General features: G+C 40.2%; 5 protein-coding genes. 1 reads left to right on the top strand and 4 read right to left on the bottom strand.

The genetic code is table 11. The features are described from left to right. Positions 1-282: 282 nt before the first annotated feature. On the bottom strand, positions 283-2,814 hold the full coding sequence (locus FC093_RS19970; protein ID WP_137263584.1) for an alpha-L-rhamnosidase-related protein: 2,532 nt from the start codon (positions 2,812-2,814) through the stop codon (positions 283-285). A gap of 527 nt (positions 2,815-3,341) precedes the next feature. Between FC093_RS19970 and FC093_RS19965 the strand changes: the two genes are divergently transcribed. Continuing rightward, positions 3,342-5,159, top strand: coding sequence for a DUF4091 domain-containing protein (locus tag FC093_RS19965; protein ID WP_137263583.1), 1,818 nt, complete (start codon positions 3,342-3,344; stop codon positions 5,157-5,159). Between the two features lie 675 nt (positions 5,160-5,834). On the opposite strand, the gene FC093_RS19960 is transcribed toward FC093_RS19965, so the two are convergent. The 3 genes from FC093_RS19960 to FC093_RS19950 all read right to left on the bottom strand — a co-directional run bounded on the left by FC093_RS19960 (position 5,835) and on the right by FC093_RS19950 (position 13,247). After that, a complete protein-coding gene (locus tag FC093_RS19960; RefSeq protein WP_137263582.1) occupies positions 5,835-8,921 on the bottom strand; it encodes a Calx-beta domain-containing protein in 3,087 nt (1,028 codons plus the stop codon). A gap of 57 nt (positions 8,922-8,978) precedes the next feature. Continuing rightward, positions 8,979-12,008, bottom strand: a complete 3,030-nt coding sequence (locus FC093_RS19955) for a Calx-beta domain-containing protein (RefSeq protein WP_137263581.1) — start codon at positions 12,006-12,008, stop codon at positions 8,979-8,981. Positions 12,009-12,893: 885 nt separating this feature from the next. Next, complete coding sequence (locus tag FC093_RS19950) at positions 12,894-13,247, bottom strand: DUF2200 domain-containing protein (protein WP_240743380.1); 354 nt, start codon at positions 13,245-13,247, stop codon at positions 12,894-12,896. Positions 13,248-13,500 lie beyond the last annotated feature (253 nt).

Here is a 13,500-nt window from a genome sequence, read left to right as displayed (position 1 = left end):
CCGAACGGGTGATTAAAAATAAGTTTAGCGGAGGCATTATTCTTCCAACTCAGCGAAGTTTTCACGTTCTTCAAAGTGTTAGCGATAGCGCACTTTGAAGTTGAAGATAAAAATGATTCTTATGAATCATTCATTATAATGTAAGATTATCATACTAAGAAAGCAAATTGCTTTATTTAAATTCATCTAATAAAGCAGCACATTTCAGATGTGCTTTCTTACATCAAAATACAGTATGTTAACACCCTAAGGAACGTAAGGTTATTTAATTCACCATCTATTTCATTCCCTCCGTACCGCAATCATTACAGGATTAACGTTAGCATCAGCACTAAATGCAATACTGCCTTTGCTATTGCTTTGCACTTTTTTCAGCAATCGATCATTAATGAAAATAATATACCATTTACCCCGTTCAAGTTGATTAACCGAGTAATTGATTGTAGTAGCAGCAGGGCTTGCAACAGCTTGCTTCCACTGCATTTCATTTGCAGTCCATGATTGCATATCCAATGCTACTTTTTGTTCCGTACCTGTTGATACTTGTAAAGAAGCGGTATCATCATGCTTATTAAAATACAACAGCGTATCACCTGTATGATAAAAACCAAAATTCGTATTGCACCGGATGGTAAACTGATCATCCGAAACCCCATAGTTGTTTTGATGAAGGTCAATTAATAACTTCCGGTTGCGATAGTTGTATTTTAGTTGTGTGCCATTGAGCGCATCCGTTATATGCGGCTCCAGATAAAAACGGTTATATAATGGGTTGATGCCATAAATAGCCTGGTACAAACCAACAATGGAAAGACTGTTACCGGATAGTATATCATCACCTAAACCATCTTGTTTTACACGACCATACCGCTGAAAGGCAAGACCGTCTTTTGCATATTGGTTCAACACATTTTGTACATACTTCAACGCCAGTTCGGGTTTGTAAGAGGCGTATGCTTTCACTGCCACCGAGCCCCACGACAAAAAAATATCACCATTTTCATAATCAGGAAAAGGAAATTGCCAGTCATTGCCCTCTCCCTTTGCATAACTGTACATACAGAGTGGCCAAAAGAAAAGCTGTTCTTTTTCCATCTGTGTTTCTATATCGTCCAGTATCGTTTTCGTTCTTGTGCTGTCATCGCAAATACCGTAAGCGATCGCCATAAAATTGACCGGTGTTACCATGTTGTTACCGTGAATGGAGCCATCCTTATCGCGCCAGTGCACATAACATTTTTTCGCTTCGTCCCAAAACCCGCCGTTTGTTGTTGGCTTATTGAAGCGCTCTTTCAGCTTTGCTGCAAAACTGCTGTAATAGGCTGCTTTTGTTCTATTGCCCAGTTGCTGCTCAATATTTGCCCACAGTACCAGCGCATGATACAGTTTGGCGTTTACAAAAGCATTCTCATACGACGCCCAGATGATATCAATCCAGTCGCTGCCACGTTTTTGGCCCGTGCTGTCTGTCATCATCTCCACCAGGTTATTGCCGTTACTATCTCTCCTTAATATCCAGTCCAATGCTTTTTCGCAAGCAGGCTGTTGTGTTTTTACCCAGGCAAGATCACCGTTCATATTATACAGGTCTGCCACATTGCTTACATAGTCGGGATTGGCATCCAGCAGGTAGCCCCACTGCGCTTCATAAAATCCTTTATCGGTAAATTTACCCGGCATTGCATCTTCATTGGTATATGCCCATCTTGGCCATACTCTTCCATCCTTTGCAATGGCATTATCCCGGTAAAAGTTAAGACATTCCCGATAACCTTTCAGATAATTAGGGTCGTTGATGCCAAGCCCGAGTTGCGCAATATATTGTTCGTGCAGGCAAATAGGGCCATAAGGTGTATGCCAGCTATTACCGCCAAAATGTTGCTTGTCTATAACACCAATTCTCGCAATGGTGTTTAACACAGATGTCACTTCATTGCCGTTGATACCTGCAAATTGTCCGCGATCCGAAGCTTGTTTATAATCAAAATAAGAAAGGGTTACTGTTGCTGTAGTAGTGCCCGCCGGTAGTGTTACAGGCGCCCATACATCGGTGGTATCGCGTACATAGCGGCGCCGGTAGGTTCCCGAATCAAAGCGGTAGCGCCATTCGCCGGGTGCTACTGCAATCGTGCAGGCTATATGGTCATCGGCTGTTCTGCTATAATCGGTTGCTACGCCATTGCCCGGTGCATGTACTGCAATATTCAGCCCATCGCCTGTTTTGCTGTTCCAGAATTGTGAAGCATGGGTATGCACGCCATAGGTGTCTCTTTTTTTATTAAAAAGGTAAAACCAGGCAAGACCACCATAGTCGGTATAGGCACCATCCCAGGTAGCGGTGTCTTTAAAAACAAAGACCGGCAAGCCTGTTTTTTCTGCAACCAGCGATACCGGCAGCTTCCTGGTAATCGTAAACTGAACCGAATCAGCCAGTACGGTAAACTTCCAGGTTTCCGTTATGGGATGTGACGCCAATCCGTATTGGATATTGGAAAGAGTAATTGTATATTGACCCGTATGAACTATCGGTTGAGACAGTAATTGCAGACTGGAGTATGTTCCCTCCCTGGTGTTTAATAAAGAATAAACACCTTGATCACCCGCTAACACTTCCCTGCCATTTACAAAGAGAGAAGCAATAGTTGCTTTGTTATGATAGTCGAGCGTCAATTGCATTCTGTTGTTGCCGAATTCAACTAACTTCTCATTTACATTGTTCCGGATCTGTACCTGCTGCGATATGCTCCTTAGGGGCGCACTTACAAAGCCTAGAAGTAAAATGCTAAACAGGGGCAACACTTTGTTGAACATCATTGCATTTAGTTTGCCCAAAAATAGTTTACCCGCTCAACAGATAGAAGCCAACTTAGCAAAGTTTTTAAGCGGTAATCTAAAATTAAGTACATAATTTATTGAGCGTTATAACAATGGAGCTCATCAGGATCAAGGCTTTGGACATGACCACAGACTTTTCATAATCTTTACTGAGTCGTCTAATGTTACTCAGCCAAGCCGGTGTTCTTTCCACTATCTGCTTCACACCCCCGAATCGTATGGCCGCTCTTCTATACTTATATTGTTCAGCAGGTAGATAATACCACTTACAACTATCTGCAAACTCATCTTGCGCTTGCGTCGCTCAGGCTCAATAATTATTCCTATCTCCTCCCGGCGGGCGCCTGACAGTATGTATAAAGATTGTATTACCTGAAGTTTTACTTACCTTCTTTACCTGCCATTCAAACTCCTTTTTTATTTTGTATCCTTTTTCTTTAGTCTCAATTACTTATTTTTAGATTGCCTCTAACTATAATTTTCGATTTATCGTTAAATAATGGTTTATGATAAAAAAAATTGCCTTCTTAATTATAAATTTTTTGTTGTCTTACATCACTTTTTCACAGCCTTTTAAAGGGCAGATTGATTCTACATTATTACCAACCATTGCACCCGCACATTATGTTCCTGAATATGATATTGATGTTGCGGTTGATCCAAACGCATGGATTAAGGAGAAGCGCGGAATGCATGTAGCATTTGGTTCGGAGGATGAACTGTATTTCAGAAAAGAAGTTCCGCATACAAATGACAATACTACGTGGGAGTCAACAGGCTGGAAAGGTGAAAGATTAAATACCCAGATTGTAGTGTGGTCTCCGGATACGCTAGAGCAGGTCAGGTTTACGGTAAGTGATCTTAAAAATGCAAATGGACAAGTCATAAACAAAGACAACATCTGGTTGAAGAAAGTGTGTTACGTACTTGCCAATTTCCCTTATGGCTCTAACGAACCTGATTGCAGCCCGACGCCTTACAAAAATGGCTTTCTTATGCCGGACAGATTTGAAGATTTTGACAGATTTGATGTACCTGGCAGAACAACGAGGCCGGTTTGGCTTTCTATAAACATTCCTTCAAATGCGCAGCCGGGAAGCTATACCGGAGCGGTTGAAATAAATACGAAAAGTGAACATGCAACTCTGAAAGTAACTATTAACGTGCAAAATCAATTATTACCTAAACCTCATGACTGGGATTACCGGCTGGACCTCTGGCAGAATCCCTGGGTAATTGCAAACTATTACCACGTAAAACCCTGGGGAAATGAGCATAAGGCTTTGCTTAAGAAACATATGCAATTGTATGCCGATGCCGGCGGCACATATATTACAACTTATGGTGTTCATTCTCCGTGGGGCGATAATGAATACGCCATTGAGGGTGGAATGATAGAATGGATAAAACGTAAAGACGGTTCATGGAAATTTGATTACAACATTTTTGACCAGTATGTGGAGCTTGCCATGAGCCTGGGTATTGATAAGGCTATTACTCTTTACACACCGCTTCCCTGGGGTGAAAGGTTCCGTTATATGGATGAAGCCACAGGCAATTATGCGTATGAGCGATGGCTGCCTACCTCAGACACTTTTAAAACCAACTGGAATGCCTTTCTTACTGATTTTCGAACACATCTGGAGAAGAAAGGCTGGTTCAGCAAAACATATATCGGCATCAATGAGAATGCTATGGAGCAAACGCTATCAGCAATCAAAGTGGTCAAAGCACATTCAAAAGACTGGAAATTAACGTATGCCGGTAATTGGCATAAGGAATTGGATACTTTACTCACTGACTATTGCTTTCTGTACGGTAATGAAGCATCGGTCGAAGAAGTAAAAGCAAGAGCTGCCAGAGGGCAAACCACAACATATTATGTATGTTGTAATCCTGCAAAGCCAAATAACTTTTTGTTTTCGCCACCTATAGAAGGCAGGTGGCAAAGCTGGTATGCTGCTGCACATGGCTACAGTGGTTTCTTGCGCTGGGCTTACGATGCGTGGCCTGAAGATCCGATGCGCGATGCGCGGTATGGCTCATGGGCAGCAGGTGATTGTTATCTTGTTTATCCCGGTGGCAATAGTTGTATACGTTTTGAAAAATTAAGAGAAGGTATTGTTGATTTTGAAAAAATTAAAATTATCAGAAGACTGGCGCGGACATCAAATGATGAGGCAGTAAAGAAAATGATGCAGGCATTCGATGAACATCTGCAAACATTCAACAACGAAAAAACTTTTAATGAAAACAAGCTGAAGGATGATATTGCAAAAGGAAAAGCCATGTTGAATGAATTAAGTAACAAGCTTGCAAAATAAGAGCATCATAGGAAATCTTACTCTTTGATAACCTGATTGCGTGCAATGGCTGAGCAAAGTAGATGTAAAGGCAGATGAATAGAATAATTAAAGAAGAATTCAGAGTTTTTGATTAATGAAAATAAAATCACCCCGGCCAAAGATTAAACCAATGCGTACACCCTGGCAAAAAATGCATCAGGCATATGCAAGAGCCGGCTTGTGGGAACAGCTATGCGATAAAGAAAAAGGACGGATGCACCTGTTCCGCAGCAATTAGGTGTAATAACCAAGACAACATCTGACCTGACACTCAATTGTAATTTAAATAATCTGACACCTTTTCCTAACATACTTTTGTAAGATGCTTGCAACTAATCTGATTCATTTTGTGAGAAGAAGTCCTGACGATTACAAATTAGGTGAGGACCGGCTTGCAAGGTTTGATGCTTACAGGAAGTATGAATAGAATAAACTCACTTCATATATAACTTTTATACAAAAAACTTAATTACTTTCTGGTTTCCTCATTGAACTTAAGCAATAAAACCGTTTATGATTAAAAACCATTCATTGCTGTGGTATCGCTGCAAATCATCTGATGTAAACTCCGGGAAATTATTTGTTTGTACCGGTTTGTGTTAATGCATTAACGTGTATTGTTATAACCTATTTTATAGCCTTTTACCACAGTTTTTACTTTCCGGTTTTAATTACTTTAGTGAGCGCCCTTTGGCTGCCCTGTACTGCTTCAATGATGTAGGTGCCAGGATTGTATTGATTACCTAAACGGAGGCTTTGCCCTATAAATAATTTCTTTCTTTCTTCTACTAATCTGCCGCTCACATCATATACCCATATACTTACGGGCTGCTTGAGATTGTTACCCAATAACTGAAGGGTAAATCCATCTGCTGAAGGGTTTGAACTTGTAATGATGTGAAGGGAAGTGCTTTGTTTGGTTATCAATATATTATCATTATCGAGAATAGTGACTATGCCTATGCTGTCCTCAATGGTGGCATGCAGAGCATTGGTAAAGACGATCTCGAACTCTTCATTACCTTCATGCTGGTTGTCATCAATAAGAGGGATAAATACCTTAGCTGTTCTGTTAAGACCGGGAATAAAGAATAAAGGACCATTAACGGAAATATAATCCTGATTACCTGTAGCCGTTTTATCCCGGGTGGTAAAATGTACCCGTACAATATGGTTAACAGGTGCAGACAGACGAACTGTTACAACAGCCAGCTTTTTAGATTCCGATACTACTACATCGGCAATGCTGATGGTAGGTTCTGGAGCTTCCAGTTGGTAAGCAGCTATTACGCCATAGGTCTCACCTGTAAGCAGGGTAAGACTTCCTGCTGCATATAACCTGTTTTGGTGCACGGCAATTGCTTGTACAGAAGCGGAGCCTCCTAAGGGCGTTATTATTTTTCCGTTCACGCCAAAGGAGGAATCCAAAGCACCATCAGCCGTATAGCGAACAAGGGCAAAGTCGTTAGTATTTGCATTAGGATTAAAAGTATATCCACCCGATATGATCTTGTCTCCCTGCAGCGCTACTGAATTTGCACCATCCTTAGTATTGTCGAAATCTGTTGTTACCCTTCCATTCACACCAAAGGAAGTATCTAAAACCCCATTAGCTGTATAGCGGGCAAGAGCAAAGTCAATAGTAGAAGTGGTATAGCCTTCATCTTCATAAATGACAGTATATCCTGCCACTATGATCTTGTCTCTCTGCAGCGTTATTGAATTTGCAAAATCATCATCGTATAAGCTATTAAAATCGGTTATTACTCTACCATTCTCTCCGAACGAAGAATCCGGAGTGCCATCAGCAGTATAGCGAATAAGGGCAAAGTCGTTGTTATTATCGTATGTTTTGGGATTAAAAGTATATCCAGCCACTATAATCTTGTCGCCTTGCAGCACTACTGAGTTTCTTATAGCACGTGAGATATTAATGAAATCAGCTGTTACTTTTCCATTCTGTCCAAAGGTGGAATCCAAAGCACCATCAGTATTATAGCGGGCAACAGTAAATTCAGAAGCATCTGCACTGGAATTATAAGTATATCCAGCTACTATGATCTTGTCTCCCTGCAGCGCTACTGAGTTTGCAAAATCACCATAAGAAAAATCAGTTGTTACTTTTCCATTCACTCCAAAGGCAGAATCCAACTTACCATCTTTGGTATAGCGTACAAGGGCAAAGTTAAAATCACCTGCATTAGCATTATAATTATATCCAACCACTATAATCTTATCTTCCTGAAAAACTAATGAATATGCCTCTTCATCTGAGCTATCAAAATCAGTTGTTATGCTTCCGTTCTCTCCAAAAGAAGAGTCTAAAGTTCCATCAAGGGTATAGCGGGCAAGTACAAAATCAGTGTTATTATAAGCGTTGATTGCGTACCCGGCTGCTACAATTTTGCTTGCCTGAATAGCAGTAGCCGTGAAATAAGTTTTGGTTGAAGCAATATACCCTGTAAGCTTCCCATTCTCTCCAAAAGAAGCATCCAAAACACCATCAACAGCATAACGGGCAAGGGCAAAGTCATAATTACTACTAGTAGTAAATCCACCCGCTATGATCTTATTACCCTGAAGGGCAATTGAATTAGCCCCATCAAAAGGGCTATTAAAACCGGTTGTTACTTTTCCATTCTTTCCGAAGGAAGCATCCAACATGCCATCAATGGTATAGCGTGCAAGAATAAAATTACCATTAGCGCCTCCCACTACAACCTTATTTTCCTGAAGAGCTATTGAATAGGCAACATCATCCAGGCTATTAAAATCAGTTGTTACCATTCCATTTTCTCCAAAAACGGAATCTAAAATACCATCGGCAGTATAACGGGCAAGTGCAAAGTCATTATCGTTTGCACTTGCATTATCAGTATTTCCGGCCACTACAATCTTATCTCCCTGCAGCATTATTGCATTTGCATACTCAGAAGCATTTTCTTTAAAGTTAGCTGTTACTCTACCATTCTCTCTAAACGAAGAGTCCGCCATACCATCGGCGGTGTACCGGGCAAGTGCAAAGTCAAAAGAGAAATCAATGGTATTACGACTATATCCAGCCACTATGATCTTGTTTCCCTGCAGTGCTATTGCATTCGCATAATCTTCATAAGAATAAAAATCAGTTGTTACTTTACCATTCACTCCAAAGGTGGAATCTAAAATGCCATCCGTTGTATAGCGGGCAAGCGCAAAGTCGTTATTACTGGATCCGGCCACTATGATTTTGTCTGCCTGTAGCGTTACAGAATTTGCAACATCAGCGTAACCATTAAAATCTGTTGTTACTCTACCATTCTCTCCAAAAGCAGAATCCAACTTACCATTGGCAGTAAAGCGGGCAAGGGCAATATCATAATCGAAATTACCAGAATTAAGATTATAAACGTATCCAGCCACTTCGATCTTTCCTCCCAGCATAGCAGCGCTGGTAACATTCAGGTTCACAGCGTTGGAATAGCCTGCATTACCATAGGAAGGATCTGGTCTTCCATCAGGTAGGTACTTAACAATTCTTGTAAACTTATCATTCTGTATCTCCACCTGTATCACAAGAAAAATGTCTCCATTAGTACTCGTTAACACCTCACGCCCTTGCTCATTTAAAAGGTTGAGGTTGGTAAAAACAGCCTCAGCTTGTATGCCATTATTCCCGAAAGAAGAGTCAAGAGTGCCTGCCTGACCAACGGCCCTGAGCATATAAAAGTAAAAAAGCAGCAGTAAACATACCTTGTTCATAAGAGGAAGATTTAACTGTTTATGATAGGAGTTATTAATAGCTGTTTGGCGACTGGCTTACTGATAGGTTTTAATTACTTTGGTCTGTGTTCTTTGATTGCCTTGTACAGCTTCCATGATGTAGGTGCCTGCTTTATACTGCTCTCCCAAGCGAAAGCTTTGTCCTATCCTGATGTTGGTTTTTTCTTCTATTAGTCTGCCACTCACATCATAGACTAATATACTGACTGACTGCTTGAGATTACTACTTTGTAGCTGAATAGTGAAGGCGTTTTTAGCAGGATTAGGACTAACATTGATGTAAAGGGAAGTATTTTGCTTTGTTACGAGTGCATTGTCATCGTCAATGATAGTGACTACGCCTATACTGTCTTGTATAGTTGCATTCCAAGGTTTCGTTAATACGATTTCAAACTGCTCATCACCTTCCTCTTTATTATCATCTACAATGGGGATGATGACCTTAGCTGTAGTATTGAAGTGAGGAATAAACAATAGCGGACCATTAACAGAGAGGTAATCCTCAGAATGTGCAGCCGTTTTATCCCGGGTAGTATAATGTACCCGTACAATCTGGTTAACAAGTGCAGACAGACGAACTGTTACAATGGCCAGCCTTTTAGATTCCTGTACCGCCACATCAGCAATGCTGATGGTAGGTTCTGGAACTTCCAGTTGGTAAGCAGCTACTATGCCATAGATATCATTTACCTGGAAGGTAAATCTTCCCACTGCATATAACCTGTTTTGGTGCACGGCAAACGCTTGTATAAAAGCGGAGCCTCCTAAGGGGGTTACTACTTTCCCATTTTCTCCAAAGGAGGCATCCAGAACACCATCTGTTTTGTAGCGGGCAAGCGCAAAGTTATTGTTACTGAATCCGGCGAGTATGATCTTATCTCCCTCAACAACCATCGAATAAGCTAAATCCTGAGCGTTATTAAAATCAGTTGTTACGATTCCTTTCCCTCCAAAAGAAGAGTCCAGGGTACCATCCGCCGTATAGCGGGCAAGGGCAAAGTCATCGCCGCTGAATCCACCTATAATAATCTTATTTCCCTGAGTAGCTATTGAATTTACACCTCCATAAGAGTTATTAAAATTAGTTGTTACCTTTCCATTCACGCCAAAGGAAGCATCTAAAACCCCATTTGCCGTATAGCGGGCAAGGGCAAAAAAATTGGTACTTTCATCATAGTAATAAGTAGTGCCACCTACTAAGATTTTGTCTCCCTGGAGGGTTATTGAATTTGCAATATCATAAGAGTGGTTATGAAAATCAGTAGTTACTTTGCCATGCTCTCCAAAAGTAAAATCCAAAACACCATCGGCCGTGTAGCGGGCAATTGCAAAGTCGTTAGTGTAATCAGGGTTAGTAATATTTCCTGCCAAAATAATCTTATCTCCCTGCAGCACTATTGCATTTGCAACATCCCCAGAGTTATTAAAATCAGTGGTTATTATTCCATTCACACCAAAGGAGGAATCTAATGTACCATCATCAGTATATCGGGCAAGCGCAAAATCTTCGTTACGATTGACAGGGTTAAAAGCATATCCACCCACTATGATTTTGTTTCCCTGAACAGCTACTGAAGTTGCAAAAGCATAACCACTAAAGTCTGTTATCACTTTCCCATTCTCTCCAAAAGAAGCATCTAAAACACCATCCGCCGTGTAGCGGGCAAGCACAAAATCAGTTTTATCGTTGTTAATGAACGCATATCCAGCTGCTACAATTTTACTCCCCTGAATAGCGGTACTTGTGAAATAAGTTTGGCCTAAAGGAATATAATCTGTAAGTTTTCCATCCTGTCCGAAGGAAGCATCTAAAGCACCATTCGCCGTATAACGGGCAAGTGCAAGGTCAGTAAAATAGGGTTTAAGGTTAGTAGTAGATCCGCCTACTATAATCTTATCTCCCTGTAGCGCTATTGCATTTGCATAATCCTGATTATTGAAATTAGTTGTTACTTTTCCTTTCTTTCCAAAGGAAAGATCTAATGCACCATCATCCATATATCGGATAAGGGCAAAGGTACTGGTGTTTGTACCAGGATCACCAGTATATCCAGTTACTATAATCTTATCTCCCTGCAGCACTACGGCCTTGGCATGATCATCTGAAGAGTTATTAAAGTCTGTTGTTGCTTTTCCATTTTCTCCAAAGGAAGCATCTAAAACACCATCAGCCGTGTAGCGGGCAAGGGCAAAGTCATTACTACTATTAGGATTATAAGTATATCCGGCCACTATAATCCTGTTTCCCTGCACCGCTATTGCATTCGCCTCATCCTCAGAGTTATTAAAATCAGCAGTTATTATTCCATTCACGCCAAAGGCAGAATCTAAAACGCCATTGGCAGTATAACGGGCAAGCGCAAAATCTCCATTATTTGATCCGGCAGCTATGATTTTGTTCCCCTGAATTGCTATTGATCTTGCTTCATCGTTAGAGTTATTAAAATCAGTGGTTAGTATTCCATTCGCTCCAAAGGAAGAGTCCAGTATTCCATTGGCAGTATAACGGGCAAGGGCAAAGTCGAAGTCACCGAATTCAAAATCACTGGTAGTATATCCCCCTACAATAATCCTGTCTCCCTGCAGCGCTATGGAAGTTGCCTCATCCTCAGAGTTATTAAAATCAGTTATAACTCTTCCATCCACTCCAAAGGATGAATCCAATATTCCATCAGCGGTATAGCGGACAAGGGTAAAGTCTCTGGTGTATGTTTCAAGACCAATTGTATATCCAGCCAGTATGACCTTATCTCCCCGGAGAACAGCACTGGGATTACTCAGTATCACAGCTTTGGAGTAGCCTGCATTGCCATAGGAAGAATCCAGCCTTCCATTAGGTAAATATTTGGCAATTGCCGTGTAAGCACTAAGTCCTATTACAGCAAAGAAATCTCCGTTAGCACTTGTCAGTACTACACGCCCTTCTTCATCATAAATGTTGAGGTTGTGAAAAAAAGAAGTCGTTTGAATACCATTATTACCAAAAGAGGAGTCAAGGCTGCCTGGTTGACCGCTAATCTTGAAGATACAAACATAAAAAAGCAGGGATAAACATAACTTTTTCATAGGAATAGAGTTTAATTGTTTGTGATAGGGTTTACTTAAAGCCGTTAGCAGTTTGGTGGCTGTTTTTGTAGAAATAGCTATTCTGACAGAACACTGTCTATTTTATTCTGACCGTAATAAATAATTATCACATCCATTCTTTGAAAATTGCCGGATCCATACCTCTGCAGGAGAAAAAGGATATCAATGAAAGCAAACCGTTACTTTTTTCATAGACTTGACTTAAGAGATTAAACCAATGCGCTTGTTATTGTTGGTAGGGCTCTGCTGTAGTAATAATATCCGTGCGTAATGGTCAATGGAGAAAGGGAAGCAAAGCTCTGATAGTGGCAAGTCCATACGTTAGAAAATAGCCATGTTCAGGAAATTACCTGATTAACAGATCTACACCAAAGGTATTTATAGAGCTTCTATTTCCAGGTTTAGACAGACTAATAAAGCAATTCTAAGATAGTTCTTTTTAAATGATTACTGAAATTTTATTGTCAAAACAGGAGTACACTACTTCATATGTACAAATTAGTCTAATAAATAAAACGGTATTGCTATAATTTGTTATTTTCCACAACATGGCCAAACCAGGTAAGCGTTGCCTTTATAAAGGAAGAAAGAGAGATTGGATAAAGAATTATCAGCAGCATTTTCGAAGACGCGGAAAACAGAATTACAAATGTTGGGTATTTGAAATTTAATAACTTCAGTACACTTGAATATGTTGATAAATCACTTAATAAATCAAATAATGCGCTTAACGATTCCTTGAAAAATGTTTATCAAAGAATAAACTTAAAAGGAGGCTATACCAAACGCACGCTATAAGTTGTTGATTGTACTTTCGTTCAACTATCCTATTGCCAAACGGATGTTGCCTGCAGCCCATTCTCTCTACTTTCTTAAAATTTTCTCCATTGCCTTCCCTTTTGCCAATTCATCAATCAGTTTATCTAAATAACGAATCTTTTGCATGAGTTTATCTTCAATTTCTTCTACACGATAGCCGCAAATAACACCTGTAATTTTTGAAACATTTGGATTTATTTGTGGTGCTTGTGCAAAAAAGGTTTCAAAATCACTCTTCCTTTCGATTTGTTGTTGTAATGTTTGATTATCATATCCTGTCAGCCAAAAAATAATGGCATCTACCTCTTCCTTTGTGCGTCCCTTTGCCATTGCTTTTTTTATATACAACGGATAGACACTTGCAAAAACGAGCGCATATACTCTTTCTTTGTTCATCATAATTGTTATTATTAAAACAGACTTAATTTCCTGTAATCAGCCGCAACGGAAATAAAGATTCGTTAGTTTGGATAAAGATATAGAGTTTAACAGAATTACAAATGTTCAGCACAAATTTATCGGGCCGCTATGGCAGCAAGTCTATATGTAAAAGGAGGTTCCGCTACAGGTGAGCAGTCGTGGTACTTGATGCACCCGCTGCAATGAAGTAAATTGTTGTAAACTAACATGTTGAAACTATGAAAACAAAACA

The organism is Ilyomonas limi, from assembly GCF_005233845.1.
Taxonomy (GTDB): Bacteria; Bacteroidota; Bacteroidia; order Chitinophagales; family Chitinophagaceae; genus Ilyomonas; species Ilyomonas limi.
Note: the sequence above shows the minus strand (reverse complement) of the source record. Positions and strands in the feature narration are given on the sequence as shown.